Origin of the sequence: Rathayibacter rubneri (assembly GCF_023743255.1) — a bacterium.
In the GTDB taxonomy this organism is placed as follows: Bacteria; Actinomycetota; Actinomycetes; order Actinomycetales; family Microbacteriaceae; genus Rathayibacter; species Rathayibacter rubneri.
Genome location: NZ_JAMRYM010000003.1, coordinates 1 through 26,288, shown reverse-complemented (window position 1 = coordinate 26,288; position 26,288 = coordinate 1). Strand labels below are relative to the sequence as shown.

Here is a 26,288-nt window from a genome sequence, read left to right as displayed (position 1 = left end):
CATATAAATGGAGGGTTCGATGAGCGAAACCGATCACGGGATGGGGTACGGCCGCCGAGCGACGGCGCCGGAAGCGCTCTTGTCGGTGTTGGGTGAGTACGTCGCCCCGACATTCGGCGGCGCGTGGCAGGAGACGTTGGTGTCCGCGATCGAGCTGTTCGGTCACAGCACCGCGGCTGCGCGGCAGGCCACGGCGCGCGCGGTCCGGGATGGTGCACTTGTGGCGCACCGATCGGGGCGGCGTTCCTGGCTGCAGCTGGCCGACGGTGCCGCGCAGATGCTCAAGGAGGCGGGCGTGATGACCTCCGGCTCGGCCATGCTCTCAACGGGCCTCTGGGATGTCTTCATTCTTCGCGCGGCGCCCGACGCGCCCTCATCGGCCCGGACGTTTCACCCCCGCGTGCAGATGTTGCTCGGGTCATTAGGCACGCTGGCGCGCGATGTTTACATCGCTCCAAGCAACACGGGATCCGCGATGGCTCGACAGGCGCTGGAGGAGGAGCCCGGCCTGTCAGTGATTGTGCTGCGATCCGAGATCTCCTCGCCTGAGGTCAGTGATGTCGTCGCTGCCGCCTGGGATCTCGCCGCGGCGCGGGGCGCGTACGAGCGCCTGCTCGAGGACTTCGGAACCCGCACACCCGTCACGGATGACGAGTGCTTCGTTGCTTGGATGGAGTTGCAGCGGCAGTGGCGACAGTGCATGCGAGGCGATCCGGGCCTCCCCACGGACGTGCTCCCGACATCGTGGCCGCGGACCGCAGCCGAGATGTTGGTCGCGCGTCGCCGGGTCGACTGGGGGGGGCGAGCCGCCGTCGCCTTCGATCGTCTAGGAGCCGGGTTGCCCGCCCGCCCAAACCTCTAACATGTGACCTTCCTGAGAGGGATTACTCGAAGAATGTCACATGTCGTATCGTCGGGATCATCGGGGCCTCCCGGTAATGACGAAAGTGAAGGATCATGGCGACGATCGACGGAGCTCCTGCAGGTGTGCAGGAATGGCTCAGCATGCAGACCACCGGAACGCTCGACCTCGAACGGGTGAGGCACCTCCTCGCTACCGACGGAGTGCTCGTCTTCGCGGGGCGCGAGAGCGTCGGCGCAGAGCAGGTGCACTCACAGCTTTCCTCGATGCCCTCCGGGTTGGGGGTAGTGGAACTGAATCTCGTTCCCGCCTCAGATCCCCGGATAGTGACCGTCCGAGCCACCGGCCCTGGCGGCACTCCCCTGCCGAGCCCGGGTGGTCCCGTGAGTGCGATGGACTTCGAATTCACCCTGGACCAGCACGCACGCATTACCCGGATCGAGCCGCGCCCCCATCACACCGAGCCGCAGGACCTCGCTCCCGCGCTTGCGGTCGGTTCTCAGGTTCCCGACTTCGTGCTGCCTGACGCCGAGGGTTTCCCTGTGGCACTCGAAGCCGCATCCTACTCGGCGACGGTCGTGGTGTTCACATGCAATCCGTGCCCGTGGGCGCTCGGATGGCACCACCGCATCCAGCAGGCGGGACGGGACTACTCTGATCGCGACGTCAGACTGCTGCACATCAATTCGAACGACCCCGCCGTCAGCCCGAAGGACTCCCTCGAGGCGTCTCGCGAAAGGGTTGCCCGAGGCGACTTCGACGGCCCGTACCTCGTTGACGAGAACCAGCGCGTCGCCCGCGCCTGGGGTGCTCGCCACACTCCCGACGTCTTCATTCTCGACAACGCTGGCATCGTCGTTTACCACGGCGCCCCCGACGCCTCCGTTGATCGTGAGGAACTCGATGCGGACTGGCTGCGCGCCGGAATTGATGCCGCCCTCGCAGGTAAGCCCGCGAAGATCGCCGAGACCGAACCGGTTGGCTGCACGATCAAGTGGACGCTCTGATGCGCGTGCCTCACATCGAGCTGCTTTGGTGGCCCGGTTGCCCCTCGCACCCAAAGGCCAAGGCGATGCTCGAGGACGCCATGACGGCGGCGGGCCTTGTGCCCGATAACTTGGAGACGATCCAGATGGTCACGCAGGAGGACGCTGACCGCGAGCACTTCATCGGCTCACCTACAATGCGAATCGACGGAGTGGACATCGTTCCCCCCGACCCAGACGAGCCCGCCGTGCTGACATGCCGGCTCTACTTCACCGCAGCGGGGCGCCCCAGCCCGCTCCCGGACGCCCGAGTCATCGCAGACGCCGTCGCAGCCGCGGCGCGGGCGTGACCGTCGTAGATCGGCGCGCACTCACGCCGACGCCGCTTCCTCCCGAACGGCGTCGGTGTGAAGCCACCAGAGACCGAGGACCGGCAGTAAGAGCGGAACGCAGAGGTAGCCCGCTCCGAAGACAGACCACACCGTCGACTGCCGGCCGAATGGATTTACCGAGGACAGGCCGAGAAGTGACGGCGACAGCACGCTGATCGCACCCACGATGACGACGCCGGCGAGTTCGAAGCCGATCGCGATCCAGGCGGTTTTCCTCCAGCGGGGTCCCGGTGACACGAGCGAGACGGTCGCGAGGACGTAGACCACCGCAGAGAGGGCAGAAAGGGTGTAGGCCACCGGGGCCTCATCGAACCGATCGAGAATTTGAACCGCTGATCGACCCGTTGCGGCGAGAGCGAGGATGCCGTACACCGCAACGAGCACTTGAATCGCCCCTGTGCTTCGCCGTGCGCGACAAGAGTCCGTCTGCTGTTTAAGCATCGTGTTCCTCTCAAAGGCCGCCGCCCGAGCCCTCCTGAGGTGAGGGGAAGCTGGCGCGGCGCTTGGGGTGTAAGGGCTGCAACACCGCTGTGACGACTTTGACGTGTGGCCGCCAAGAGTCACCCCGACTGGCTCCGCCGGCTTCACAACCCGTCGATGTTCAGGATACGTCCTTCACATGACCGCTCTTGATGTGCAGTCGGCGCTGGGCGCGCTTAGCTACGCAGGAGTCGTGCGTGACGATGACCAGGGTGAGGCCGCGGTCCTTCCACAGCGCCTCGAGGAGTGCCATGATCTCGTCCCTGGTTTCTTCATCAAGGGCGCCCGTCGGTTCGTCGGCCAACAGCACCTTCGGGTTCTTCACCAGGGCGCGAGCGATTGCGACGCGTTGCTGTTGCCCGCCCGAGAGCTCGTCGGGAAGGTGGGTGAGCCGTTCTCCCAGGCCGACGGAGCTCAGCGCCTCCTTCGCTCGTTGCTTCCGCTCCAGCGAGCCAATTTTCTTCTGCGGTGCGAGCGCGGTCTCCACGTTCTCCCACGCCGTCAGTGTCGGGATCAGATTGAAGCTCTGAAAGACGATGCCGACGTCGAGCGCGCGGATGTCGGCGAGCTTTGTGTCGGCGGCCTTCGAGATCTCGGAGTTGCCCAGGGTGACGGTGCCCGAGGTGGGGCGGTCGAGCGCTCCGAGCATCTGCAGCAGGGTCGACTTGCCGCCGCCCGTCGGCCCCTGGATGGCGACCATCTGGCCGTCCGGAATACTGAGTGAGACGTTGTTCAGCGCAGTGACGGTCTTCTTCGCGCCGGTGTAGCTCCTGGTGACGTTCTTCAGGATGTACACGTGAAGCCTTTCCAAAGGGTAGGGGCGAGGGCTCTATCCGGGTGAGTGCCGACTCGTGCAGTGCTAGCCGACTGAGCGCAGGGCGGCCGCGGGACGCAGCCGGGCGGCGCGCCAGCCACCGATTGCACCTGCGAGCAGTCCGCCGAGCACGGCGAGGCCGAACGCGATCAGGATGACTGGAACGGTGACCGGGAGGTTCAGAGCAACCTCTGTCGCCGCAGTGACCGCCTCGGCCCCCGGTATGCCACCGAATCCGCCCGGACCGCTGACCCCTGCAGCTGGTGAACCGGTTTAGGACGAGCCGGAAAGCGTCGGTGCGATCAGGTTCACGATCAGGATGCCGAGGAGCCCCAGGACGATGCCCGCCGTTGCGCCGAGGAGGCCCTGCACGATCCGGCCCGCGGTCATCCTCTCGCTCGCTGGTCTCAGTTGCCGTCGCCGTCGTCGCTGTCGCGGCACCAAGAGCGACGGTCATCATTGCGGCCGCAAGCAGGGCTCGGTGGCTTGTCCGTACTGGATTCCGGTAATGGTGTGGCTGCCGCGGTGCTGACGTGCCCGAGACCCGGGTGAGTGCGCGAGCCTGCTGGCGAACAAGCAGGATGCGTCGACGCACGTCGATGCGCTGCACGCGGCCGCGGTGCCGCAGGCTCGCGGCGACGTTGACTCCGGCTGATTGGGCGATTCGGAGCGGGCGTCGCTGCACGGCGCGGTAGCGGCGTGTGTTTAGCGTTCGAAGTTCGGTTGCGTCACGCGCACACCGATGACGCCGTCTTGATTTGCCACTTGTCGGTCAAGAGGAGCTTTTCCGGGCGGGGATGGCAACGATGACGGCTCCTGTGAGAAGGAGGGCTACCTCGATGGCTACGGCGCTCATGCCTCCAAGGTCGTAGGCGCGATTGACGGTGACGATGAGGAGTACTCCAATGACGGGGAGCGCGGAGAGCACGCGTTACCGCCGAGCTTGTGTGGGGGCGACGACCCGCTCAAAGACGAGGACCCCGGACGCTGCGATGGGCACTGCGACGAGGGCGCCGAGAACACCGCCGAGTGCGGCGCCGGCGAAGACGGAGATGATCACCAGGGATCCCGGAATGCTCATCGTGCGAGACATCACGCGCGGGGTGATGACGTGAGCTTCGAGTTGCGCGTAAACGAGAAGCACGATTCCGACGATCAGAGCGGCCGCCGGTGAGATGAAGAGCATCGACACGACGATCGCCGCGTACGCCACGATCGTGCCCACGACTGGGATGAGAGCGCCGATGAAGGCGACGAGCGCGAGGAGGAGAGGAGCGGACGCGCCCGCAGGAGTGAGAACGGCGAAGACGACGAGGGCGTTGAGGGCGGCGAGGCCGAGCTGGCCTGCGACGTAGCGGCCGACGGAGAGGAAGATGTCATCGACGAGCTTGACGGTTCGTGCTCGGCGTGAGGCGGGGATGGCTCGTGAGACCGAGGTGACGATGGTGGGAAGTGTTGCACTGAAGTAGAGCGTGAGGACGGTCACCGTCAGCACTCCGCTGACGCCGGTGAACAGCCCGCGTCCCACGGACAGCAGCCCACCACCGATTGAAAGCAGCTGGTCCGGGTCGGCGAGGAATGAGACGACCTGATCGATCAGCGGCGCGAGGTCGACGTTGAGGTCAGCGACAAGCGGGGAACTTGTGATGGCGGCTGTGATGGTGGGCAGTTCGTGCAGGAATGAGTCGAACTGCTGCACGATCTCGGGTAGCACCAAAGTGATTAGTCCAGCTGTGATCAGCAGCGTCGCGAGAACTGTGGCAAGAAGTGCGAGACCTCGACGTACGCCCTTGGAAATAATCCATCGCATGACGGGTTCGATTGCGAGGGAGAGGAACAGAGCAATTCCGATGTAGACGAGTAGCTCGCTGAGGGTCGACAGTGCGCCGAGTACGAAAGCGCCTCCACCGACCCCGAGAGCTACGAGAAAGCCCCAGACGAGTGGTGACCGACCTCCGCGCGACGAAGCTTCGCGTGCGTGCGTCGCCGCGTTGCCGCGGGGACGGCTGAAGTGATGGAGGCGACTCGGTCGCATGCGTCTGGTTGACTGCGTCCGAGTCGCGGTCGCCATGTGAGCCCTTTCGGTTGGTGGCTGAGGAAGTGCCGCCCGATCGGGCAGGATCGTTCCGTAGGAGAGGGTCGGAGACCGAGAAGTAGTAGTACCTGTACTGTGCAGCATCCGTTGCAGAGTGGGTCGGTGCATGGTCGCATTTCAGTGCCCCTTCGGTTCATTCGCAGACGCCACTCAGGGCGCTCGTGACGTAGCATTCACCTCCCTGCGAGCCCTGCTGGCGAACAAGCAGGATGCGTCGACGCATGGCGATGCTCTGCACGCGGCCGCGGTGCCGCCGGCTCGCATCGACGTTGACTCCGACCGATCGGGTCCGACTCGGAGTAGCTGACGCTGAAAGGCGTGACGGCGACATGTGATGGGGGCTCGAAGCTCGGGTGCGTCACGCGCGCGCTGATGCACCGTCCTAAGTGCCACGAGTAGACCCACGCACAGCTAAACCTCCCCCGAGGGTCGCGAGGACCCATCGAAGTGGACGACGAGAATCCGCCGTGGTCGCTGGGGGCCGGCCCGGGTCGTTAGGGCGACTCTGTGGCCTTCCCTGGAAAGCCTCTGGCTGCGGAATCGCCTCATTCCCTGTACGGTCGGCCGTTGATGCCGACGACCGTCAGCTCTGCTCCCGTCGTGGGGCCACGATCGACGGGGCATCACCTCGGTGCCGGGCGACTACTCTTTCGCGACCGTAAGTTCCCGCCAGAGCCAGACGCTCAGTTCCGCCGCACTCTCGGCGGGATCGTCGCTGAGCCACTGGCGGATGACGCCGGTCATGGCTCCCGCGAGGTAGGCGGCGCGTCGTTGCAGCTCCCGCGTGCTCTTGCCGTTCTCGCTGCTCTTCGCGAGTCCCGCGCTGATGCCCTCGATGTACACCGACGTCGCCGCGTTCACCGCTCGCTGGGAGCCGCGGGTGACGAGCGCCCATCGGTAGAAGTCGCGGTTTTCCTGGATGTGCGCGAGATATGAGCCGAATGCTGCACGAGACTGCGAGTTCAATCCCAGGGATCCGAGCGGTGCCTCCTCCTGCCGAGCTTCGGGGGCTCTGCGAGCGAGGCTCTCGACCGTCGAGGCGAGGAGGTCGTCGAGGTCTCGGTAGTGGAGGTAGAAGGTCCCTCGATTCAGCGCCCAGTCCTCGCACAACGACGTGACCGTGACGGCCTCGGGATCGGTGCGCGCTGCGGCAAGGGCAGCGGCTTCGAAGGCCTCCCTCGATCGGCGGATTCGAGGATGGAGGCTCATTCGGCCATTCTCTCAGCATCCGGCTCCCAATGAGACAATAGTCTCAATGAGACGGTTGTCTATTTAGGGAGAGCGATGAAGCAGCACGGTGCTGGCAGGGTGAGGGTGTTCCTCACCGGCGCAACGGGGAACTGGGGTCGAAGGGTGCTCGACGAGTTCCGGGAGCGGCAGGACCGGTTCGTGGTCGTGGCGCTCGTGCTGCCCTCGGAGAAGGATCTCGCCGTGATTCGCGAGTACGAAGACATGCCCAACCTCGAGGTCGTATTCGGCGATCTGACCGAGTACTCCACGGTCGAGGCGTGCGTGCGCGAAGCCGACTTCGTGCTGCATATCGGCGCAGTCGTGTCGCCCTTCGCCGATGACCACCCCGAGCTCGCTCACCGGGTGAATGTCGGGAGCATGCGGAACATCATCCGCGCCGTCCGTGCTCAGCCCGATCCTGGGGCGATCGGTGTCGTCGGGGTCGGCTCGGTCGCGCAGACCGGTGATCGGAACCCGCCTCACCACTGGAGCCGCATCGGAGATCCGCTTCGTGTGGCCCGTTACGACGAGTACGGCCAGAGCAAGATCGTGGCCGAGAAGGAGCTCATCGATTCGGGTCTCCCGAAGTGGGCCTGGGTGCGCCAGACGGGGATCTTCCACCCGGGCGTTCTCGAGATCCGTGACCCGATCATGACCCACTCCCCCTTCGCGGGCGTGATGGAGTGGGTGTCAGTCGAGGACGCCGCCCGGCTGATGGTGAACTTCTGCGAGCAGGACACGCCAGAGGAGTTCTGGGGAGGGATCTACAACATCGGCGGCGGCGACGGCTGGCGCCTGACGAACTGGGAGCTGCAGCTCGCGATGACCGGTGCCCTCGGCGTCGCCGATGTGAAGAAGTGGTACGACCGCAACTGGTTCGCGACACGGAATTTCCACGGCTCTTGGTACACCGATTCCGACCGGCTCGAGGAGCTCGTGCCCTTCCGCCGCGACTCCTTCGATGCCGCTCTGACACGCGCGATCGACGCGAATCCGAGGCTGCGTATCGCAGGCCGCCTGCCTGCGTGGTTCGTCAAGAACGTGGTGCTCAAGCCGCTCACTCTGAAGCCGCGCGGCACGATGAGCTTCATCCGGGACGGCGACGACGAGAAGATCGCCGCCTATTTCGGATCTCGCGAGGAATGGGAGCGCATCGGCGACTGGTCCACCTTCTGGCCGCCTCGCCCGGATCGCGAGCCGTCCTACCTCGATCACGGCTACGACGAGAGCAAGCCTTCATCCGACTGGGCTGCGCTGGACTACCTGGAAGCCGCCTCGTTCCGCGGTGGCGAGCTCGTCACCGCCGACGTGGAGCGCGGCGACATCGCGACCCCGCTGACATGGCGTTGCGCGCTAGGGCACGAGTTCTCCGGCAGTCCGCGGCTGATCCTGACCGCAGGACACTGGTGCCCGCTCTGCGTGAAGGATGTGGGTGGATACCCCACGCAAGCGCGCAGCAACCGCTTCCTCGGGCAGCTCGACCCGGCGGTCGACCGAGAATCGTCCGTCGCCGGATCTCCCGAATCCTCACCGATCTCGGCAGCTCTCTAGACCGCGCACTGGAGCGTAGTTGCCTTCGAGCTCCTCCCTCGCGAGTCATATGGAGGGCAGGCCTGCCGCTGCGACGAGAGCGGCGACGTGACGTTGAAGGAGGTTCGCGGATCGAAGGACCGGTATCCCGGCAAGCTGATCCGCGCGAGTCACGCCAGGGCTCTAGCGGCACGCGCCCAACGGGCGCGGAGCGGCTGTCGAACGCGCCACCGGTGAGCCGCAGGACTGCCCTTCCGCGCCGGTAGCCCCATGTTCGGTGCCGTTCCAGACCGCCCTCGGGAAACCGAAGACCTCCGGCGGCGTGGGATGAGAATGCCATTCCGCGCCGGCCGGAGGTCTCGAGGGGTACGAGGTGGTGAGGATCAAAGTCCCCGCGTCGAGCGCCTAGGCGATTCGGATCGATCCCGTCAGCGTGCGGACGGATCCGGTCGTGATCGTGGAGTTCTGCCTCGTTGCGGTCTTGGCAAAGGTCTCGATGGTGGCGGGTCGGTAGGAGGGGGTGACGACCCCATAGATGCTGGCGAGGTTCAGGGCGGCGAGGCGGTCGAGCAGTGTCATGGCGTGCCTTTCTAGATGGAGGGAAGCTGGAGACGCCATCGGCTCTTAGATAGTATGGTAACCGAACGAACAAACAATGTCGAGTGGAGGAGGGTCAGGTGGTCCCCCATGCTCTGTCCTCCTCGGCCGGCCTCGCGCTAGGTGAGATGCTGCGCCGAGGGGTCGTGACCCGACCCCAGTTGAGCGGTGCTCTCGGGTTGTCGAAACAGACCATCTCGCTCGCCATCGCTGAGCTGCAGCAACGCACCCTGGTTGAGGAGGTTCCGACGCCTCCTGGCGCCATAGGTCGGACGGCGATGAGCTACGCATTGCACAGCGGTGCGGGGTGGGTCGCTGGCGTGGACTTGGGGCCGACCCGCATTCGAGTCGTTGCTGGGCGCCTGGACTCGACCGTCATCGCGTCCCGCACGATCTTGAATCCTCGTCCAAATCCATCCAGGGAATGGGCAGATGCTCTCGACTTCGCCGCCGTGGCGCTGGCAGAGCTGGTCTCCCGCGTTCCCGAGTCGGAAGGGGGGCTGCTGGGCCTCGGCTTGGCGGTACCGCGGCCGATCGATGTCGTTCAGGACGTGATCTCGTCCGGCTACTCGGATGTGGAGATCCTGGCGCCACTGGCGCCGATCGCGCCGGCCGCGATCTGGGTGGAGAACGACGTCAACTGCGCAGCTCTGGCCTTCGATGCCGCTGGCGGCGAGGGGATCTTCGGACCAGTTCTGTACTTAAAGGTAGGCGCCGGCCTGGGGGCCGCTGTGCTCGCTAACGGCTCACTCATTCGAGGAGCGCGCGGCCGGGCTGGTGAAGTGCGGCGGCTGCCCTTCGGGAATCCGCGGGATGGAACCAGCGTCGAGGACGCGCTGGGAGCGGTCGGATTGCTCGAGCGAGCCGGCCGCGCCCCCAGGGGGGACGTCGCCTTGCAGCTGGACGAGCTTTTCGTCGACGCGGCACGAGGCTCAGCCCCCGCTGAAGCAGCTGTTCGAGCACACGCAGAGGGCGTTGCCGATCTCATCGACTCCCTCACTGCTGTCCTTGACCCGGACCGCGTCGTTCTCACGGGATCGAGTGGGGACCGCGCCCTCGTTCACGCCCTCGTCACCGAAGTTCTTGTTCGACGCGGGAACACGGTGAAACTCGTCCGAGACGCGGCGCAAGATCAAGCGTCGGCTCTGGGGGCGGCCACACTTGCCTCCTCGAAGGTGCTCGACGCCCTCCTGACACGTCCCTAGTGCCGGCGAACATTGAACCGCGACCAAGAGTCCACGACGTCACCTTCACAGGAGGAGCTCGACATGCATCTCACGGAACAACTGGCAGCTGAACGCGACATCTCCCGTCGTCTCATCGAGTACGCGTACATCGTGGACGCCAAGGATTACGACCGACTGCGCGAGATCTTCTCCGACGACGTCGACCACCACTACGGACTGACCACCTCCCACGGCGTCGAGAGCCTGAAAAAGATGGTCGCCGGATACCTCGACCGGTGCGGACCGACGCAGCACCTCCTGGGCTCGACCACCATCGACGTGCTCGACGAGCACACCGCCACCTCTCGCTCCTACGTGCAAGCTCGCCACCGCGGTCGCGGCCTCAGGCGACGACACGTCTTCGACATCAGCGGAACCTACGTCGACAGATGGACTCGATCGGGCCCTGACTGGCGGATCGTGCACCGCCAGGCCGAGTGGCGAATCATGTCCGGAAGCGTGCGGGCCCTGTTCGGCCGCCGCCGGCCGCCTCTCCTCCAGCGGCTCAAGGGGCACTGAACCCAGCAGCCAGCCCTCCGATGTGGCGCTCGTCCTTTCCCGGTGTCCACTGAGTGGGCGAGCCGAGCACCTCTCCGCGCTATGCACCAGTTGCTGCATAGTGTTAGGGTGCAACAGCGCCCCAGCGAGGTGGCGTTTGAACTGTACGGAGTGGAGCATCATGGCCAACTTTCCAAGCGACTTCCTCTGGGGGGCTGCCACCGCTGGCCACCAGATCGAAGGCAACAACGTCCTCAACGACATCTGGGCGATGGAACACGTCGAAGGATCGCCGTTCCACGAGCCCTCCGGTGACGCCTGCGACAGCTACCACCGCTACGACGAGGACATCGCCCTGCTCGCCGAAGCGGGCCTGAACAGTTACCGCTTCAGCATCGAGTGGTCCCGAATCGAGCCCGAACGGGGAGTGTTCTCCCGTGCGGAGCTTGAGCACTACCGGAACATGGTGCTCGCCTGCCGGAGTCGCGCGGTCGTGCCCGTCGTGACGCTGAACCACTTCGCGACGCCGATCTGGTTCGCGCGAGAGGGCGCCTGGAACCAGCCGGGTGCAGCCGATCTCTTCGAGCGGTACACCCGCTTCGTCGTGGACGGCCTGGGCGACCTTGTGCAGTGGTGGATTACCTTCAACGAGCCCAACGCGGGAGCGATGCTGCTCGCGACCGGAGATCTTCCTCTGGGCGCTGCCGCCGATGAGATTCCCGTCGAGCAGCAGGAGCTCAGCGCACGCTTCGCGAAGCGCATCGGCGGGGAGCCCGGCGTGGCCGTGATGGCGCTGCCGATCCTGGCCCCGGGGGCCATTCAGAACGTTTTCGACGCGCACCGGCAAGCGAGGACCGCGATCCGCGAACTCGCTCCCCACGCGAAGGTCGGCTGGTCGCCCAACGTCGGCGACTACCAGGCGGTCGAGGGCGGAGAGACGCGACGCGACGCCGTGCTCGAGCAGGCGATCCACCCGTTCTGGGCGCAATCCGCCGACGACGACTTCATCGGCGTGCAGACCTACAGCCGCACCACCTTCGGACCCGACGGAGTGGTGCCTCCGGAGCCGCGGGAGGAGACGACGCTCACGGGCTGGGAGTACTACCCGGAAGCACTCGGTCACACCGTCCGCGCCGCCGCTGCCTTCACGGGGAAGCCGGTCCTGATCTCCGAGAACGGTATTGCCACCGACGACGACGATCTGCGCATCCGCTTCACGCAGACCGCCCTAGAAGGAGTGCGGGACGCGATCGCCGAGGGGGTCGAGGTCGTGGGCTATCAGCACTGGACTCTTCTGGACAACTGGGAATGGCACAGCGGCTTCGCCATGACGTTCGGTCTGATCGCCGTCGACCCGAACACCTTCGAGCGCACGCCGAAGCCGAGCCTGGCCTGGCTCGGTGGCATCGCGAGAAGTCAGGGCGCCGAGCTGAACTCTCCCACGGATGCGGTCGCACTCTGATCTGCGCTGGGGTGTAGCGGGGACCGGCACGATCTCGTGGACCGTGGTGGCCGATCTTGCGTCGATGGGCGCATCGATCACCACGGTCTACAGCCGCAGCCTCGCGAACGCGTCCCGGTTCGCGCAGGTCTTCAACATCGAGCACGCGACCGACGACTTCAATCGACTGCTGGGGTCCGATGAGGTTGACGTGATCTATCTCGCGACGCCCTTCGCGCTCCATCACGACATGGCCTGTGCCGCTATCGATGCGGGCAAGCACGTGCTCGTGGAGAAACCGATGGCGATGCGTCCCGAGCAGGTCGCCGACTTGTTCCGGCGCGCCGATCGGCAGGGAACATTCCTCATGGAAGCCATGTGGATGAGATTCAACCCGACGTACGTCGCTCTTCTGCATGCGCTCGCGGAGGGGATCATCGGAGAACCGCGGAGTGTGCGGGCCGGTTTCGGGTTCCCGTTCCCCAACGACGGCGGAAGCAAGTTCGACCTGACTCGCAGCGGCGGAGCGCTTCTCGACCAGGGCATCTACCCGGTGACATTGGCACTCGACGTCCTGGGTGCACCCACCTCCCTTGCAGCCCGAGGCGACGTCCGCGACGACGGGCTCGACCTGGCACAGCACGCAACGCTCGAGTTCTCCGGGGGCAGGTTCGCGCACTGCGCGTCCTCGATCAGCGACTTCGTCGACCCTTCCGCGACGATCAGCGGTACGACCGGCTGGGTGCACATCCCCGCACCGTTCTGGACTGTCCCGTCCTACCGCATCCACGCCGGCGACCCAGCAACCATGTTCACTCACCCTGAACTCGTGGAGTTCCCCGCAGACGGCAACGGCTACGGCCCCATGCTCGTCGCGGTCACCGACGCCATCCGAGCCGGCCTTCGCGAACACCCCGCTCACGACGCCTCAGCGACCCTGGCAACCTTCACCACTCTCGACGCCATCCATCGCGCAGCCAGCACTGCCTCTGCAGGCTGACGAAGCCGCGAGGGGATAACCCGAGTCAGCTGAACGAAATCACTGTTCCCATCTGTGCAGCAACCGTTGTACAGTGACTCCAGTCTCCTGGCGAAGCCACGGTGAGGCACCGTCCGTTGCGGAAGCGGACACCCGTTCAAGGAGGAACATTCATGTCAGATTTCACCGATGCAGCTCACGAGATCGGGCTCGAGGCGCAGCACCAGCCGCCGGCATCTCCCCCGCAGCGTCTCAGCAAGCGTTTCGTGCTCGCGCTGGTCATTCTCTACATCGGCACCTACAGCGCGAGCGTCGGTATGGCGATCGTGGCGTGGCCGGTGACCGTCGCGGAACTCGAGCCCGATGACAAGGTGCTGTGGCTGAGCCTGCTCACCGGTCTCTACGCTCTGGTCAACATCGTCATCACGCCGCTCGCCGGCGCGCTGAGTGACCGATCGACGTCGCGCCTGGGCATGCGCAAGCCGTTCATCGCCGCGGGCGTGCTGTTCGCTCTCGCCGGCCTGGTGGTCATGGGCCTGAGCGCGTCCGTGGCACAGCTCCTGCTCGGCGCGGTCCTGCTGGGAATCGGCAACGCCGTCATCACCGGAGGCGCGGGCGCACTCGTTCCCGACCAGGTCCCAGAGCAGCACCGCGGACGTGTGCAGGGCATCATTATGGTCTGCATCGTCTCTAGCGGCGTGCTGGCCTCGATCTTCCTCCCCATGTTCCTCGGGAACCGTTTCCTGCTGTTCACCGCCCCCGGATACGTCATGATCGTCGCTCTGGTCATGGTGCTGTTCATCCTCCGCGACCGTCGCCTCAGCCAGGCCGAGCGCGACGCGCAGCCCAAGCGCAACATCCTCTCCGAGTTCAAGATCAACCCGCGCAGCGTGCCCGACTACTCGTGGGTCTGGATCGGCAAGGTCGTGGTCGTTTTGGGCACCGTGCTCACCTCGACCTACGGGGTGTACGTGCTGACCGATCAGCTCGGCGTCGGACCCGACGAACTGCCGGGACTGATCACCATCACCGGACTCGTGGGCCTCGTGACCGCGATCCTCGGCGCTGTCCTCGGAAGCCAGATCAGCGACCGGCTCAAGATCCGCAAGTCCCTGGTCATCTACACGACCCTGTTCATCGCCGCTGGCGCGATCATTGTCGCGTTCTCCCCGAGCGTTCCCGTCTACATGGTCGGTCTCGTCCTGCTGGGTCTGGGCTCGGGCGCGTACAGCCCGGTCGATGGCGCCCTCGTGATCGATGTCCTCCCCGGAGAGGGCCGCGAGTCCGGCAAGTACATGTCCCTGATCGTCGTCGCCGACCAGCTCCCCCGGTCCTTCGGCCCGATCCTCGGCTCGGGTATCGCCGCGATTGGCGCCCTGACGGCCATTGGCGGCTACTCCCTCGTCTATCTCGTTGGCGCCGTCATCGCCGTCGTAGGCGGTCTGTTCGTACGGAAGGTGCGCGGCAGCATGTGACCGCCGCTCCGCCCTCTCCCACGCCACATCACAGGAAGATCGCCAGACCCTGATGCCTCACCCCGACGCACCGCACGCACTCCAGGTAGAAACGGGCGGCGATGCCCTTCCCATCTCGTCGCCGGAACCGGAACTGTCCTGGCAACTCCCACCCGGATGGCGCCGTCAGGACGCCTTCGAGCTCCAAGCCCGCGTCGGCGATGAGCTGCTGACCTGGGCGCAACGAAGCCCCGAGCGTCGCTTCATCACGTGGCCGTGGCGGCCGCTCACCAGCGGCGAGAGCGTCCAATGGCGGGTGCGCGTCGAGCACGCCGGCGCCACCTCCGCCTGGTCGAAATGGTTGGCCTTCGAAGCGGGACTGTTCGACGTCGACTGGACGAGCGCCTGGATTTCCAGCCCCAGCAACGATCATCCGCTCGGCGCTCGCCCCGCGACCGCGTTCTCCACCACCTTCGACATCAGCGAGCTGCCGGTGAAGGCTCGCCTGTATGCCACGGCCCTCGGACTCTACGAAGCCGTCCTCAATGGCCGGCGCGTAGGGTCCGTGGAGCTCGCGCCGGGCAGCCAGTCCTACGACAAGACGCTCTACGCGCAGGCGTACGACGTGACACCGCTGCTCCAGCAAGGCGCGAACAGCCTCGAGCTCAGGCTGAGCGACGGCTGGTATCGGGGGCGAGCCGGTGCCTTCCGTCATCAGGCTGCTTGGGGCGAGCAGACGGCGGTGCGAGCCGAGCTGCACATCGACTCAGGCGCGGGACCGGTCGTCGCGGCCGCCACATCGACCCACTGGAACGTCGCGGAAACGGAGATCGTCGCAGCTGACCTGATGGACGGTCAGACCACTGACTGGTCACACCACTCAGCCACTCTCGGACAAGCGGTGACGGGTCCCGTTGCGCCGCCGGTGTCCTGGTCGCCCGCGCCGCCGGTACGAGTGATTGAAGAACGCTCCCCCGTGATGATCGACCGGCGCTCGGCGGACTGCTCCATCGTCGACTTCGGCCAGAACGTGTCGGGCCGGATGGTCCTGCGCGACCTCGGCCCGGCAGGGACTCGAACGGTCATCGATTACGGTGAACACCTCGACGTCAACGGCGACCTGACACTCACCCACCTCGACACTCCGGCACCGGATGGGACCGTCGTCCCCTTCGTGCAGCGGGACGAGGTGATCTCCGACGGCCAGCCGGGCAGGGTGTTCGAGCCCCGCCACACCATTCACGGTTTCCGCTACGCCCGCCTCCAGCGGGACGGCAGCAACCTCGACCTCGACGAGACCGACGTAACCCTGCAGGTGCTGCACACCGACTTCACCCCCGTCGGCGCCTTCAACTGCAGCGATCCGGATCTGACAGCTCTCTACAGCGTGGCCGAGTGGAGCTTCCGCGGGAACGCGGTCGACCTCCCCACCGACTGCCCCACCCGGGAGCGGGCCGGGTGGACCGGCGACTACCAGATCTTCCTGCCCACGGCCGTGCGCCTCTTCGATGTTGCAGGCTTCAGCCGCAAGTGGCTGCAGTCGGTCCGGGACGATCAACTCGCCGACGGCCGCATCGTCAACATGTCTCCCGACAACGCCCGACTCGGCGCCGTGCCCGACCCCATGACGGACATGGCCACCGGATCGGCCGGCTGGGGCGATGCCGTCGTCCTCGTGCCCTGGGAGCTCTACCGCACCTACGGTGACCGGGCCGCGCTCACCCAGAACTGGGCGGCCATGGTGAAGTGGGTGCAGTTCGCTCTGACCTCCGCTGCCGAGAGGCGCCACCCTTCCCGGGTCGAAAGGTCGGCAACGCCGCTTCCGCACGAACAGTACATCTGGGACGGAACCTTCCACTTTGGTGAATGGCTCGAACCCACCCCCCTGAACGCGGACGGCACCCCGGGACCGGCCATGCCTGACCCGATGGCATGGGCCATGGCGGACAAGGGCGAAGTGGGCACCGCGTACCTGTACCGGTCACTATCGGTCCTGGCGCAGGTCGCCCGCGTTCTCGGCAAAACCGAGGAAGCGGACTCTTTCGCGAACACGGCCGAGCGAGTACGAACCGCCTGGCAGCAGGAGTTCCTGGATGAGAACGGTCGAGTCTCGGCCGGCACTCAAGCCGGCTACGTCCGCGCTTTGGCGTTCGATCTGCTCCCCGAAGAGCTCCGCGCGCAGGCCGCGGACCACCTCGTCTCCCTGGTGCGGGAGGCCGACGACCACCTCACGACCGGTTTCCTGTCCACCGCGGACCTCCTCCCCGTCCTCGCCGACACTGGCCACCCGGAAATCGCGCACGCGCTGCTGCTCCAGCGAACGACACCCTCATGGCTCGGGATGCTCGACCGGGGCGCGACCACGATCTGGGAGGAATGGGAAGGCGTCGACCGTAACGGAGTCGCCTCCGCATCGCTGAACCATTACAGCAAGGGCGCCGTCATCCGATACCTCCAGACGCACACCCTGGGTCTTCGTCAGCACGCCACCTCGATCGCCTGGGAGTCCTTCATCGTCGATCCCGTCATCCCTGCACACCTCACGTGGGCGGAAGGCCACTTCGACGGACCGCAGGGACGAATCGAGGTGCGGTGGGAGAAGACGGACGCGGGCAGCAGCATCGAAGTAACGGTCCCGGCAGGATCCACCGCCCAGCTTCGGTGGAACGGATCGGAACGGATTCTCGGACCCGGCCTTCACCAGTTCTGAAACGCCACGACCGTCTGGCGCGTGGGGCGAGCGGTCAGACGGTCGTGGGTATGGCAGGAAGCGGCGACGACACACCGAGCAGCCATTGTGCAAGTTCCGCGGGTTCGCGTTCCGGCGACTCCGTCTGCAACCAATGCAGGATGCCGCCCACGAGCCCGCCGCCAAGGAACCAGGCCCGAGCCTGGGTGTGCTCGTCGTCACCTTGAAGCAGGATCAACTCGGCGGCTACCCCCCGGATGGCCTCCTCCAAGACGGTATGAATGACACGCGCGCTTCCCGTGGGTCCAAGCGCCCATCGGTACAGCGCCCAATGCTTGACGATCTGTTCCAGGTAGGCCCTCAGAATCGCGGCGGACTCATCGAGCTGATCGCCGGTGCCTCGAGCCGTGGCAGACCATCGATCGGTACTCTCATCGGCGAGCGACCTCAGGGTGTCGTCGACCAGCCCGTCGATGGTGGCGAAGTGCCGGTAGAACGTGGCCCTGTCGATACCGACCTTCTCGCAGACCGCGGACACAGTCAGCTGCTCGAGATCCTCATCTGCGATCTCGAGCATGGCAGCTCGGAGCTTGAGCCGCGATCTGACGTAACGCGGGTCTGTGTTCTCCATGCTCATCCTCGGTGTCGCGGACTTCGATGGTACTGCTGATGCCGCGATATCTGCGGTCAGCGACCACCTCGCGCAGGGCTTTGTCTGCAGACCAGCCTCATCACGGCCTCGATCAGCACCGTCATCGTGCTGCTGCTTGGAGTGCCGGCAGCACGCGCACTTGAGCGCTTTGAGGTGCCGGGACGCGCCGTGCTCTCGTCATTCCTGTCGCCGCTCCTGGTGCCGACGATCGTGCTGGCTTTCGGCCTGGCGCTCATCCTCGGGCCGCTCGGGTTGACGAACACCTACGAGAGCATCGTCCCCGGGCACATCGGGATCACCACGCCTTACGATTCCGGCGGCCGGCTACTACGAGTGGACGGTCACCGAGACGGGGAAGCAGCCGCACTTCATCTACGAGCCCGACGCGGCCCTCGCGATGGCGGGCATCGTGTCGGCGTGGCCGGATCCGTCGAAGGCGGAGGACGATCCGGAGAAGTGGCGGCTGTCGACGGCGATCATCACCCGCGACTCGCATGTGGCGCCGGGTGAGGTCCACGACCGGATGCCGGCGTGCATCACGCCGGACGGGTACGACGACTGGCTCGGCGGGCACCTCGACGTCGACGCTCTGATGCAGCTGCTCGACCGGGAGTCGTACGCAGTCGCGCACGACCTCGAGCACTACGAGGTGTCCCGCGACGTGAACAGCGTCCGCAACAACGGACCGCACCTGCTCGATCCCCTCCCCCGGCCCGCTGACGAGTCAGCGGCGCACGGTGTTTGAAGTGGGCGGGTGGAGTCCCCTGGTCCTGCTGGTGTTGTTCGGTCCGTACATCGCTGTCGGAGCCGTAGTGCTCTTCGTCGTGCTGGCTGTGGTGGCCGCGGTGCGAGCAAGCCGGCGCGGGGACGAGTAGCGGGGATGACTTTCGAACCGTGGGCGCTGCTGCTGATTCTGTTCCTGAATTACCTGCCCTTCGTCGCGGTCGGATTTGTCGTCCTGTTCGTGATCGTGGGATTTGTGATCTTGGTGCGCCGGGAGGCGCGTCGCGACGGCCGGTAGGACGTTGGGGACGCTGTCAACTACCGGCGGTGCTACTCGGTCAGGCTGTCGATGACGGTGCGCAGCTCGAACGTCAGCTCCTCGATGCTGCGACCGGTCGCGGCCGCGAGCTGGTCGAAGAGCCACTGGTAGCTGATGCCGGCGGCGGTGAGGATCGGGGTGATGTCCAGCGCCAGCTCACCGTCGTCGTTCTGGCTGGCGGTGAGCGCATCGGTTTCGTTGAGGCGTTGCATCGAGACGCCGAAGGCGCGTTCCTTGCCGGCGCCGTCGCCCGTCTGGGAGGACGAGTACAGGTCGAGGAGGATGTGAGCGGCGGATCGCGTTTGAGCGTTCATGCTCAGAGCGTAGGAGCGGCTGCCGACTCGTGGACACGTTCAGGTGCCGGTGACAGGGTGGCCTCATGGCCAAGCCCCGCACCAAGCTCGCGCGTGCAGCGCTGATTTCCAACGGCATGGTGTGGTTCGGCCTGTCGTTGATGCTCTTCTCGATCGCCGGTGAGCAGACCTACGCGGCGTTCACCGGGGAGTGGTTCAACGTCGTCGGTTGGGCGTTGATCGTCGCCGTGGCTGTGGGCCTGGCGGTCATGGGCGTGCTCGAGAACCGGAACATCCGTTCCGGGAAGACGCACAAGCGGCGCGCGCGGCGCTGATCGCTACTCGGCCGCGGGCTCGGTGGAGAGTTCGGCGCGGGCGCGCTCGATGTAGCTGAGGCCGGCGGCGCGCAGCGCGTCGACCGGGATCCTGTGTTCGTCCCGGGGTGCTCCGATGACGGGCAGGGGCGTGGTGAGCAGGGCGAGGTCGCGAAGCTCCTCCGCGAGGGCTTCGTCGTAGACCCCGCTGTCGCGGTCAGCGTAGGCGACGACCTCGATGCCGGTGGTGAGTCCACGGGCGGTGAGGGTGTCGCGGATGACGGCGAGGTAGGCGTCTTGGTACGCGGCGACGTCGCGGTCCCAGACGTCGTTGATGGCGTGGGAGAGCTGTTCCGTCGAGCGGTAGGTGTCGTACCGGGGGTCGCCGGCCTCCTGGGCGCGGGTGAGGACGGCCTGGTGAATCTCCCCGAGCTGGGCGTAGTGCTCGGCGCGCAGCTGCTCGGGGTCGGACATCTCAGTGGCGATCGCGGCGGTCTGGGCCAGCTCCTCGGCGGTTGTGTGCTCTTGGAACATCGCCGCGGTGTCGACGTCGGTGCTGGCGGAGAGGTCGATCTGGTCTTGGTCCGCGAGGTCGAGGAGGCCGAAGTCTTCCAGGTCGGATTCGGCTGAGGCGACGACGCGGACCGGTGTCGTTCGCCATTCCAGCGTCTTGTAGCCGCGGGCCTTCTCCTGCGCGAAGTGCTCCTCGAGCATCACGGGGAAGCAGCCGCATGCCTCGTTCTTGTCGTGGTGGTGGCCGATGCAGCGGTCGTCGGAGCAGCCGCACTCGTCGCCGCGCCACTGGGCGGCGGAGGGTGAGCCGTGCTCGCGCGCCCACTCGTCAGGGTCGATCCCCTCGGCGCGGAGGGTGCCGATCACGTCGGGGTAGAGCGTCATCGTGGTTGTCCTGTCTGATCAGGCGCGGCGGCCGGCGGTCGCGAGAGGCGCGGGCGCGTCCATCGTCGCATCCGGCTACGACACTGGCGGTGGCGGGGGGGGTCGAGGGGGCTCTCCCCCTCGTGCGGGCCGGCCCGTTTCGGGTCGGCCCGCACGCGCGCTCTCAGAGCATGTAGAGGTGGTATCCGACAGCCACGCCCTCGCGGAGCGGGCCGAAGGTGTCGGCGTAGTCCTGTGTCTCGTGGCTGTTGCCGATGAGGTCGAGCGCGACGCGCTCCTCGTCGGATTCGTCGCTCATCTCGTCGGGCTCGTTCTCCCACTCGCGGAGCACGCGGTGTCCGGCGTCGGTGACACGGTAGAGCGCCCAGAATCCGGAGAACGTGCCCACGCTCTCGCGCTTGAAGACGAGGGCCGTGGCGGTGGGCCAGGCGTGCCGGGCGGCAGCGGTGAAGAGGACGCGGACGGCGGCGCGCAGCGCGCGGGCGTCGCCGGACTCGGCGGCGGTGTTCACGGCGTCTTGCGCGGCGCGCAGCGCGGGGGTGTGTCCCCACACGTCGACGTCGACGGCGGCGGGAGTCGTGGTGGTGGTCATGGTGGGCCTTTCTGCAGAGTCGAGGGAGGAGGGCGGGGACCGGCGGCTGCCGGTCCCCGCGGAGCGGGCTAGCTCAGACCCGCCGCCTCGGCGGCGGTGGTGTCGCCGGTGACGACCTGCTCGACCGGCGAGAGGGTGTAGCCCCAGGCGGCGAGCTGGCGGAGGTAGGCGGCGGCGCGCTCGTCGCCGCGTCGCCACGTCTCCTTGCTGGTGTTCGACTCCGCGCCGCCGAGAACCACGGCCAGCGCGACGAGTCGGGCCTTCGCGGGGTTGGCCTCGACCAGTGCGGCGAGGGCGTCGGTGCGGTAGCCGGAGGGCCGCTCGATGCTCAGCAGCGTGTGGGCGAGGTCACTGCCGCCGCTCATTGCGCCCGACACCGAGAACCGGTGCGCGGTGAGCCCGAGAGCGATGACCCGCTCCGCGTCCTTCGGGAGGGTCTTGCGAGAGAGGAACGTCGCGATCCACTCGCGGCGCACCGTCTCGGCCGCGTTCCACGCCTTGTTGTTGGCGATCAGAATCTTGCGCTCCGCGGACTTCTCGACGCGCTCCTCCTCGATCTGCTCCTCGGTCAGCGGATCGGCGGGCGCTCCCCCGTGGGCGTAGACGAGTCCGGCGGCGGTGGGGTCCTGCACGAGATAGGTCGCGCTGACCTCCCCACGCCAGTCGGTGTCGATGAGCACTCCGCGCGTCGGGACGGCGGCGGCATGCTCGGCGGTGACCTGTCCGCCGTCCTCGGTGCGCAGCTTGTAGAGGCTCACCCAGGGAGTCCCCTCGCCGTAGGCGTCGGAGCGAGTGAGCACCTGGAAGCCGTTCGCGGTGTGCTCCTGCTCGGCCTTCGCGAGCATCGCCCGCTCCTCGGCCTCCTCGCGGAGGCCCTGGGCGGTGTGCTCGAACTGCGCCGGGTCGTGGGTGGCGACCTCGACAAGCTGTGCGCGGGCGTCGGCGTCGTCCTCGAACTCCAACAGCACGGCCGCCTGGTCCAGGGTCAGCTCGTGCTCGTGCAGAACGGACGTGACGGTCGCGGACTCCGCGACCGCGAGGCCCTTCTTCACGGCGTCGGTCTTGGTGCCGGTGCGCTTGGCGATCGCTGCGGCGGAGACGCCCTCGAACGCGAGCTGCGCCCACGCGGCGGTGCGGTCCGCGACGCTCAGCTCGGCGCGCTGGTCGTTCTCGATGATCTGCTGAACGATCCGGTCGGCGGTCGTCTCGTCGCCCTCCACGACGTAGACGGGGATGGTGGCGACTCCGGCCTCGCGGGCGGCGAGGGTGCGGCGCTGTCCGGCGCGGACGATGATGTTGCCGTGCTCGTCGCGGCGGGCGAGCAGGGGGGTGATGACGCCGTTCTCGCGGATCGACGCGATGAAGTCCTTGGTGATCGGTGCGCTACTGCGCACGTTCGCCTCGATCACGAGGGTGGTCGGGTCGATGTGCTGAACGGTCCCGGTTCCGGTGGTGGTAGTCACGATGGTTTCTCCTCAATCGGTGTGCGATCATTGAGGCGACAAGTCCCGTGGTTCTAAGCCAACTACGGGGCTTTTGTCGTCTTCCTGATCGTTTTTCTTTGCCTCTCCGGCGAGTGAAAACCAATTGAGTGGAGCCGGCGGAGTGACGGCTCTCTCGGGCGAAATAAGGGAGCTCGCGACCGCGTCCGAGAGAGACGGCATGCAGCCGGCGGAGCGAGATAGGTTGAAACCGCGGAGAGGTGAAGAAAACCTGGAAACGCGCCGCGTAGCGGCTCCCCGTTGCGGCGTTCCGTCGCCGCTGCGCGAGCGCGAGCTCGTGCCCCCGGAGGGGAACACCGGGGAGTGCGAGGGGGTCGCCCCTCGCGGCCGGCCCGAAGGCCGGTCCCGCCCCGCTGGGTCAGAGCCAGCTCTCCGACCAGCCCTCGGGCGGGACGACGGCGTGCGCCTCGCCGGTCCAGTGGACGTAGTAGAGCGTGCTGCTGTAGTCGTGGTCCCCCGCGGTCACGCCCATTTGGCGGTTCTCGACGTCCGGCTCCGCACTGCTCCACCGGGTCGAGACGTCCATGGCGCGAAGCTCTCCCCCGTCGCTGACGAGTCGGGCGCAGACGGGGCACCGGAGTGCCTGGTAGGTCTCGCCGTCATCGGTCACGGTCTCGACCGTGAGGACCGGGGCCGCGGCCCACATCTGCTGGTGCAGGCTCTCGATCGTGGCGAGCATCGCGTCCGCGTTCGCGGCGGGACTGAGGAATGCGATCAGCGCGGCCGCGTAGTTGGTGCCGTCATCTGCGACGGGGAACCCGCCCGGGGTGCCCTGCCCGGGCAGGGTGAGGGTATTGCGAACGTGCGCGAGGATCTCGGCGTCCGTGGCGGCGGCGTCCTCGTCGGACTCGTTGCGGCGGGTGGTGAGGATGAGGTCGAGCTGGGCGGCGGTGGCGCGGCCGGCGTCGGTGCGGCTCATGGTCTGTTCCCTTTCAGCGGGTGACGGTCTGGGCGTGGCGACGGATCGCGGCTCGGCGGGCGTACATGACGCACAGGCGGAACGAGCCGCTGGTGAAGCCGTGCAGCTCGTCGGAGTGCCACGCCTCCCACGTCCCCGACGGGCGGCGGGTGACGAGCACGGACGGCGTGGTCTTCGGGTCGGTGCCCTCGACGCGGACGCTGACCGCGCGAGTGTTCGCGAGGGTGAGGTAGGTCTTCGCCGTGGTCCGCGGAACGGTTGTGGTCTGCATGGTCTGGGTGCTCCCTCTGGCTGATCGTTTTTCTTTGCCTCTCCGGCGGGGAAGACCGTTTGAGTGGAGGCGGTGCAGTGACGCCTATCACGGGCGAAATAAGCCCGCAGGGCGCGTCCGGGATCGGAGGCACGCAGCCGATGGAGCGAAATAGGTTGAGACCGCGGAGAGGTGAAGAAAACCGGCGGAACGGGCCGCATCGCGGCCTCCGATCGGCGGCGCTCCGTCGCCACTGCGCGAGTGCAGCTCGCGCCCGCTAATGAGCTTGCGAGGACGCAAGACAGAGTGAGCCTTGGGTGTCGGCGGTTGCTGGTATCTCTTCGGTATGGACTCCGAAGAACTCCCCCCGAGCGTCGTCGGCATCATCGAGTACCTGGCGATGATGGCCAGGGGCTACGACAACCATCTGAAGTGGAACGAGCAGGCGAAGTTCAAGGCCGATCTCATGCACGTGCGCCATCGGTGGACGCCGGTGAACACTGCGGCATTCCGTACTCGCTGCCTGCGTGAGGGCGTGCGCGAGGAGGACGTGGCCGAGCTGGTGGATTGGCTCGAGAAGGCCAAGGCCGGGCGGCGGCTTGTCCCGCAGGCGAGCTACCGGGACTTCCGTTTCATGACTCCGGCTGAGAACCCAGCGCCGCCTCGCTTCAGTTCGCGCCGCGACTGGTAGAGCAGTTCCCAGACGGGCTTAGCGCTCGTTGAGACGAGCTCGCGGCGCGGCCGTCGTGACGACGGCGGTCGCGCGGGTGAGGTTGGGGCCGATCGCGTCGGCCTCGATCACGCGTCCCGTGCGCCGGTTTTCTCCCTCACCCCAGGCGACGGTGTGCTCGTAGCCGACGACGATGACGGCGTCGCCCTTGTGGAGGGAGGCGAGCACGTGCTCGCCTAGCTCGAACTTCGCTTCCACGAAGTGCGTCGTGGGGGCCTCGTGCGCGGTCCACTCCCCTCCGCGGAACTCTCCGGTGTTCTCGATCACGCGCAGCTTCACGATCTGCACGCGGCCCGCCTGCACGGCCTCGGGGTCGGTGGCGAGATTTCCGGTGATCGTCCTGGTGCTCATCTGTCGTCTCCTGCTCGTGCGGTTCGTGGGTCGTCCCGTCGACGTCGGCGGGATCTCGTTCGCGGCGTCGGCCGCGGCGGTGTCGGAGGGGGGCGTCTCGATGCCCCAGGACGCGAGAGCGTCCCGCCGGGTGACCTCGACGGGCGGCTCGGACAGCGCCCTGCGCTGTTCGAGCTCGGCGCGCGTCACGGCGACGCTCGGGAGGCGCCGCTCGTCGCCGTAGGCGAGGCGGTAATACCGATCGGCCTCGTTCTCCAACCAGTCGACCTCGCCCTGCCGGTCCGCGCGCCCGGCGAGATACCCGGCCCGGTACTCGTCACTCGAGGCGTCCGAGCCGCTCACGCTGCGTGCTTCTCGATGAGGTCGGGGCGGAAGCCCGACCAGTGGTCCTCGTCGCTCGCGACAACCACCGGGGCAGCGGAGTAGCCCAGCTCCTCGGTGATGTACGCGAGGGCGGCGGGGTTCGTCGTGATGTCGACGGTGGTGTACTCGATGCCCTTCTTCTCGAGCACCCGGTAGGTCATGGTGCACTGCACGCACGACGGCTTCGAGTAGACGGTCAGAGCCACGGGTCCGCCTCCTTCCAGTAGTCGGCGTGCTCATCGAACTCGTCGATGTTCCCCTGGGTGGAGTGCATGAAGAGCCACCAGTCGGCCGCCTCGTGGTGACCTGTCTTCTTGAGCAGACGCGCGATCCCGGTCACCTCTTCGCAGTCGAGGGTGGGCGCGACCGCCTTGGCGATGTCGATGCGCGTGAGGGGCGTGAGGTAGGCGGTGACGGCGGCCCCGTAGGTGGCGACGGCTTCGGTCTGCTGCTGCTCGGTCATCGCTTCGATCCTTCCGGGGTGTGGGCGTCGCCCTCGTCGTCGTCGGTCGCGTGCTCTGCGATCCACAGGTCCGCGGCATCGTCTCGTCCGAATGCTCGCAGGAGTCCGGCCAGCGCGTCGACCTCACCGCAGCTCATCCGAACGGCCAGACCATCGGCGCAGTCCCCGTGGGAGAACACGGACACGAACTCGGCGACCGCCTCCGGGAGGGTCGGTGCCTGCGGTCTGGTGGTAGCGGTGTCAGTCATGGTGAGTCCTCTCGTCGTTGGTGCTTGCGGGTCCCGGGCGGTTGGTCCTGCCCTGCCCCTCCCCCTCGTTTCTTTGCCGAGAAGGCGGTTCTCCGCCTGAGCAACCGGAGGGCGCAGTGCAACCCGCAGGGCGGAGGTGGAGAGAGTTTCGGCGCGATGTGAGAGAGCGAAGCGACCGCGTGCCGGAAGTCTCGGAGGAGCCGGTGGTGCGCCACTTGAACGGAGTCCGCAGGTAGCTACGAGGGAGCGAAGCGGACGAGCCGCCGAAGGCTTCCCTACGGTAAAAAACGTGGATCCGAAGCGTTCGTAAGCTTCGGAACGCGCCAGGGATCCTGGGTATGGCCAGAAGGCTTCAGCCCGCTGATGGCATGCCGTGATTTGCCACCCGGGATCCCGCAA

General features: G+C 66.7%; 30 protein-coding genes. 14 read left to right on the top strand and 16 right to left on the bottom strand.

Translation table 11 applies throughout. The features are described from left to right. Window positions 1-19: 19 nt before the first annotated feature. The 3 genes from NB037_RS01890 (at window position 20) to NB037_RS01880 (ending at window position 2,198) form a co-directional block, all read left to right on the top strand. Window positions 20-862: a PaaX family transcriptional regulator C-terminal domain-containing protein gene (locus NB037_RS01890; protein ID WP_251943124.1), complete on the top strand. Its 843-nt coding sequence runs from the start codon at window positions 20-22 to the stop codon at window positions 860-862. Window positions 863-957: 95 nt separating this feature from the next. Continuing rightward, the gene (locus NB037_RS01885) at window positions 958-1,869 is read left to right on the top strand and encodes a thioredoxin family protein (RefSeq protein ID WP_251943122.1); all 912 of its coding nucleotides are present in this window, start codon (window positions 958-960) and stop codon (window positions 1,867-1,869) included. Continuing rightward, window positions 1,869-2,198 carry a DF family (seleno)protein gene (locus NB037_RS01880; RefSeq protein ID WP_443722488.1) on the top strand — a complete coding sequence of 110 codons (330 nt, stop codon included), beginning with the start codon at window positions 1,869-1,871 and terminating at the stop codon, window positions 2,196-2,198. Before NB037_RS01885 ends, NB037_RS01880 begins: the two co-directional genes overlap by 1 nt. A 21-nt stretch (window positions 2,199-2,219) precedes the next feature. On the opposite strand, the gene NB037_RS01875 is transcribed toward NB037_RS01880, so the two are convergent. The 4 genes from NB037_RS01875 to NB037_RS01860 form a co-directional block, all read right to left on the bottom strand. Further along, window positions 2,220-2,681 carry a hypothetical protein gene (locus NB037_RS01875; protein ID WP_251943118.1) on the bottom strand — a complete coding sequence of 154 codons (462 nt, stop codon included), beginning with the start codon at window positions 2,679-2,681 and terminating at the stop codon, window positions 2,220-2,222. 160 nt (window positions 2,682-2,841) lie between these two features. Beyond that, window positions 2,842-3,516, bottom strand: a complete 675-nt coding sequence (locus tag NB037_RS01870) for an ABC transporter ATP-binding protein (protein WP_251943116.1) — start codon at window positions 3,514-3,516, stop codon at window positions 2,842-2,844. A gap of 949 nt (window positions 3,517-4,465) precedes the next feature. Continuing rightward, a complete protein-coding gene (locus NB037_RS01865; RefSeq protein ID WP_251943114.1) occupies window positions 4,466-5,569 on the bottom strand; it encodes an AI-2E family transporter in 1,104 nt (367 codons plus the stop codon). 702 nt (window positions 5,570-6,271) lie between these two features. Continuing rightward, window positions 6,272-6,595: a TetR-like C-terminal domain-containing protein gene (locus NB037_RS01860; protein WP_251943112.1), complete on the bottom strand. Its 324-nt coding sequence runs from the start codon at window positions 6,593-6,595 to the stop codon at window positions 6,272-6,274. A gap of 318 nt (window positions 6,596-6,913) precedes the next feature. Here NB037_RS01860 and NB037_RS01855 point away from each other — a divergent pair, with 318 nt between their 5' ends. Then, entirely contained in the window at window positions 6,914-8,410 is a 1,497-nt protein-coding gene (locus NB037_RS01855; protein WP_279308501.1) for an NAD-dependent epimerase/dehydratase family protein, read from the top strand. A 384-nt stretch (window positions 8,411-8,794) separates the two neighbouring features. On the opposite strand, the gene NB037_RS01850 is transcribed toward NB037_RS01855, so the two are convergent. Next, window positions 8,795-8,968 (bottom strand): hypothetical protein, encoded by a 174-nt coding sequence (locus tag NB037_RS01850; protein ID WP_251943109.1) that lies wholly within the window; start codon window positions 8,966-8,968, stop codon window positions 8,795-8,797. Window positions 8,969-9,132: 164 nt separating this feature from the next. On the opposite strand from NB037_RS01850, the gene NB037_RS01845 reads away from it, so the two are divergent. The 6 genes from NB037_RS01845 (at window position 9,133) to NB037_RS01820 (ending at window position 17,294) form a co-directional block, all read left to right on the top strand. Further along, complete coding sequence (locus NB037_RS01845; RefSeq protein WP_251943107.1) at window positions 9,133-10,191, top strand: ROK family protein; 1,059 nt, start codon at window positions 9,133-9,135, stop codon at window positions 10,189-10,191. 63 nt (window positions 10,192-10,254) lie between these two features. Then, complete coding sequence (locus NB037_RS01840; protein ID WP_251943106.1) at window positions 10,255-10,731, top strand: nuclear transport factor 2 family protein; 477 nt, start codon at window positions 10,255-10,257, stop codon at window positions 10,729-10,731. A gap of 22 nt (window positions 10,732-10,753) precedes the next feature. After that, window positions 10,754-12,172 (top strand): glycoside hydrolase family 1 protein, encoded by a 1,419-nt coding sequence (locus tag NB037_RS01835; RefSeq protein WP_251943104.1) that lies wholly within the window; start codon window positions 10,754-10,756, stop codon window positions 12,170-12,172. Then, window positions 12,156-13,151 (top strand): Gfo/Idh/MocA family protein, encoded by a 996-nt coding sequence (locus tag NB037_RS01830; RefSeq protein ID WP_279308500.1) that lies wholly within the window; start codon window positions 12,156-12,158, stop codon window positions 13,149-13,151. The genes NB037_RS01835 and NB037_RS01830 overlap by 17 nt, the downstream gene beginning before the upstream one ends. Window positions 13,152-13,396: 245 nt before the next feature. After that, complete coding sequence (locus NB037_RS01825; RefSeq protein ID WP_251943100.1) at window positions 13,397-14,605, top strand: MFS transporter; 1,209 nt, start codon at window positions 13,397-13,399, stop codon at window positions 14,603-14,605. Between the two features lie 52 nt (window positions 14,606-14,657). After that, window positions 14,658-17,294, top strand: coding sequence for a family 78 glycoside hydrolase catalytic domain (locus tag NB037_RS01820; protein WP_251943098.1), 2,637 nt, complete (start codon window positions 14,658-14,660; stop codon window positions 17,292-17,294). A gap of 34 nt (window positions 17,295-17,328) precedes the next feature. Here NB037_RS01820 and NB037_RS01815 read toward each other — a convergent pair whose 3' ends face one another. Next, a complete protein-coding gene (locus tag NB037_RS01815; RefSeq protein WP_251943096.1) occupies window positions 17,329-17,904 on the bottom strand; it encodes a TetR/AcrR family transcriptional regulator in 576 nt (191 codons plus the stop codon). 331 nt (window positions 17,905-18,235) lie between these two features. Here NB037_RS01815 and NB037_RS01810 point away from each other — a divergent pair, with 331 nt between their 5' ends. Together NB037_RS01810 and NB037_RS01805 are read left to right on the top strand one after the other, a co-directional pair. Further along, a complete protein-coding gene (locus tag NB037_RS01810; protein WP_251943349.1) occupies window positions 18,236-18,670 on the top strand; it encodes an SOS response-associated peptidase in 435 nt (144 codons plus the stop codon). 135 nt (window positions 18,671-18,805) lie between these two features. Continuing rightward, window positions 18,806-18,946: a hypothetical protein gene (locus tag NB037_RS01805; protein WP_251943094.1), complete on the top strand. Its 141-nt coding sequence runs from the start codon at window positions 18,806-18,808 to the stop codon at window positions 18,944-18,946. A 32-nt stretch (window positions 18,947-18,978) separates the two neighbouring features. Here the strand turns inward: NB037_RS01805 and NB037_RS01800 are convergent, their stop codons facing one another. Further along, a complete protein-coding gene (locus NB037_RS01800) occupies window positions 18,979-19,281 on the bottom strand; it encodes a hypothetical protein (RefSeq protein ID WP_251943093.1) in 303 nt (100 codons plus the stop codon). Between the two features lie 65 nt (window positions 19,282-19,346). Here NB037_RS01800 and NB037_RS01795 point away from each other — a divergent pair, with 65 nt between their 5' ends. Continuing rightward, complete coding sequence (locus NB037_RS01795) at window positions 19,347-19,595, top strand: hypothetical protein (RefSeq protein WP_251943091.1); 249 nt, start codon at window positions 19,347-19,349, stop codon at window positions 19,593-19,595. Between the two features lie 3 nt (window positions 19,596-19,598). Here the strand turns inward: NB037_RS01795 and NB037_RS01790 are convergent, their stop codons facing one another. The 5 genes from NB037_RS01790 to NB037_RS01770 all read right to left on the bottom strand — a co-directional run bounded on the left by NB037_RS01790 (window position 19,599) and on the right by NB037_RS01770 (window position 23,755). Further along, window positions 19,599-20,471, bottom strand: a complete 873-nt coding sequence (locus NB037_RS01790; protein ID WP_251943089.1) for a hypothetical protein — start codon at window positions 20,469-20,471, stop codon at window positions 19,599-19,601. A 163-nt stretch (window positions 20,472-20,634) separates the two neighbouring features. Beyond that, window positions 20,635-21,063, bottom strand: a complete 429-nt coding sequence (locus NB037_RS01785) for a hypothetical protein (protein WP_251943087.1) — start codon at window positions 21,061-21,063, stop codon at window positions 20,635-20,637. Between the two features lie 68 nt (window positions 21,064-21,131). Further along, on the bottom strand, window positions 21,132-22,526 hold the full coding sequence (locus tag NB037_RS01780; protein WP_251943085.1) for a ParB/RepB/Spo0J family partition protein: 1,395 nt from the start codon (window positions 22,524-22,526) through the stop codon (window positions 21,132-21,134). A gap of 397 nt (window positions 22,527-22,923) precedes the next feature. Continuing rightward, window positions 22,924-23,484: a hypothetical protein gene (locus NB037_RS01775; RefSeq protein WP_251943083.1), complete on the bottom strand. Its 561-nt coding sequence runs from the start codon at window positions 23,482-23,484 to the stop codon at window positions 22,924-22,926. 13 nt (window positions 23,485-23,497) lie between these two features. Then, complete coding sequence (locus NB037_RS01770; protein WP_251943081.1) at window positions 23,498-23,755, bottom strand: hypothetical protein; 258 nt, start codon at window positions 23,753-23,755, stop codon at window positions 23,498-23,500. A gap of 325 nt (window positions 23,756-24,080) precedes the next feature. Between NB037_RS01770 and NB037_RS01765 the strand changes: the two genes are divergently transcribed. After that, complete coding sequence (locus NB037_RS01765; RefSeq protein WP_251943079.1) at window positions 24,081-24,425, top strand: hypothetical protein; 345 nt, start codon at window positions 24,081-24,083, stop codon at window positions 24,423-24,425. Between the two features lie 18 nt (window positions 24,426-24,443). On the opposite strand, the gene NB037_RS19770 is transcribed toward NB037_RS01765, so the two are convergent. From NB037_RS19770 to NB037_RS01745, 4 genes are read right to left on the bottom strand one after another with little or no spacing between them, the layout of a single operon-like run. Next, on the bottom strand, window positions 24,444-25,157 hold the full coding sequence (locus NB037_RS19770; RefSeq protein WP_251943077.1) for a single-stranded DNA-binding protein: 714 nt from the start codon (window positions 25,155-25,157) through the stop codon (window positions 24,444-24,446). After that, a complete protein-coding gene (gene nrdH, locus NB037_RS01755) occupies window positions 25,154-25,384 on the bottom strand; it encodes a glutaredoxin-like protein NrdH (RefSeq protein ID WP_207406706.1) in 231 nt (76 codons plus the stop codon). Before nrdH ends, NB037_RS19770 begins: the two co-directional genes overlap by 4 nt. Continuing rightward, complete coding sequence (locus NB037_RS01750; protein WP_251943076.1) at window positions 25,375-25,641, bottom strand: hypothetical protein; 267 nt, start codon at window positions 25,639-25,641, stop codon at window positions 25,375-25,377. Before NB037_RS01750 ends, nrdH begins: the two co-directional genes overlap by 10 nt. Continuing rightward, window positions 25,638-25,889, bottom strand: coding sequence for a hypothetical protein (locus NB037_RS01745; protein WP_251943074.1), 252 nt, complete (start codon window positions 25,887-25,889; stop codon window positions 25,638-25,640). Before NB037_RS01745 ends, NB037_RS01750 begins: the two co-directional genes overlap by 4 nt. Between the last annotated feature and the right edge of the window lie 399 nt (window positions 25,890-26,288).

Excerpts from the sequence above, each read along its gene's own strand:
- NB037_RS01890 (WP_251943124.1), top strand. The coding sequence starts at position 20 with ATGAGCGAAACCGATCACGGGATGGGGTACGGCCGCCGAGCGACGGCG.
- NB037_RS01885 (WP_251943122.1), top strand. The coding sequence starts at position 958 with ATGGCGACGATCGACGGAGCTCCTGCAGGTGTGCAGGAATGGCTCAGC.
- NB037_RS01880 (WP_443722488.1), top strand. The coding sequence starts at position 1,869 with ATGCGCGTGCCTCACATCGAGCTGCTTTGGTGGCCCGGTTGCCCCTCG.
- NB037_RS01875 (WP_251943118.1), bottom strand. The coding sequence starts at position 2,681 with ATGCTTAAACAGCAGACGGACTCTTGTCGCGCACGGCGAAGCACAGGG.
- NB037_RS01865 (WP_251943114.1), bottom strand. The coding sequence starts at position 5,569 with ATGCGACCGAGTCGCCTCCATCACTTCAGCCGTCCCCGCGGCAACGCG.
- NB037_RS01855 (WP_279308501.1), top strand. The coding sequence starts at position 6,914 with ATGAAGCAGCACGGTGCTGGCAGGGTGAGGGTGTTCCTCACCGGCGCA.
- NB037_RS01850 (WP_251943109.1), bottom strand. The coding sequence starts at position 8,968 with ATGACACTGCTCGACCGCCTCGCCGCCCTGAACCTCGCCAGCATCTAT.
- NB037_RS01840 (WP_251943106.1), top strand. The coding sequence starts at position 10,255 with ATGCATCTCACGGAACAACTGGCAGCTGAACGCGACATCTCCCGTCGT.
- NB037_RS01830 (WP_279308500.1), top strand. The coding sequence starts at position 12,156 with ATGCGGTCGCACTCTGATCTGCGCTGGGGTGTAGCGGGGACCGGCACG.
- NB037_RS01820 (WP_251943098.1), top strand. The coding sequence starts at position 14,658 with ATGCCTCACCCCGACGCACCGCACGCACTCCAGGTAGAAACGGGCGGC.
- NB037_RS01815 (WP_251943096.1), bottom strand. The coding sequence starts at position 17,904 with ATGGAGAACACAGACCCGCGTTACGTCAGATCGCGGCTCAAGCTCCGA.
- NB037_RS01805 (WP_251943094.1), top strand. The coding sequence starts at position 18,806 with ATGACTTTCGAACCGTGGGCGCTGCTGCTGATTCTGTTCCTGAATTAC.
- NB037_RS01800 (WP_251943093.1), bottom strand. The coding sequence starts at position 19,281 with ATGAACGCTCAAACGCGATCCGCCGCTCACATCCTCCTCGACCTGTAC.
- NB037_RS01795 (WP_251943091.1), top strand. The coding sequence starts at position 19,347 with ATGGCCAAGCCCCGCACCAAGCTCGCGCGTGCAGCGCTGATTTCCAAC.
- NB037_RS01790 (WP_251943089.1), bottom strand. The coding sequence starts at position 20,471 with ATGACGCTCTACCCCGACGTGATCGGCACCCTCCGCGCCGAGGGGATC.
- NB037_RS01785 (WP_251943087.1), bottom strand. The coding sequence starts at position 21,063 with ATGACCACCACCACGACTCCCGCCGCCGTCGACGTCGACGTGTGGGGA.
- NB037_RS01775 (WP_251943083.1), bottom strand. The coding sequence starts at position 23,484 with ATGAGCCGCACCGACGCCGGCCGCGCCACCGCCGCCCAGCTCGACCTC.
- NB037_RS01770 (WP_251943081.1), bottom strand. The coding sequence starts at position 23,755 with ATGCAGACCACAACCGTTCCGCGGACCACGGCGAAGACCTACCTCACC.
- NB037_RS01765 (WP_251943079.1), top strand. The coding sequence starts at position 24,081 with ATGGACTCCGAAGAACTCCCCCCGAGCGTCGTCGGCATCATCGAGTAC.
- NB037_RS01750 (WP_251943076.1), bottom strand. The coding sequence starts at position 25,641 with ATGACCGAGCAGCAGCAGACCGAAGCCGTCGCCACCTACGGGGCCGCC.
- NB037_RS01745 (WP_251943074.1), bottom strand. The coding sequence starts at position 25,889 with ATGACTGACACCGCTACCACCAGACCGCAGGCACCGACCCTCCCGGAG.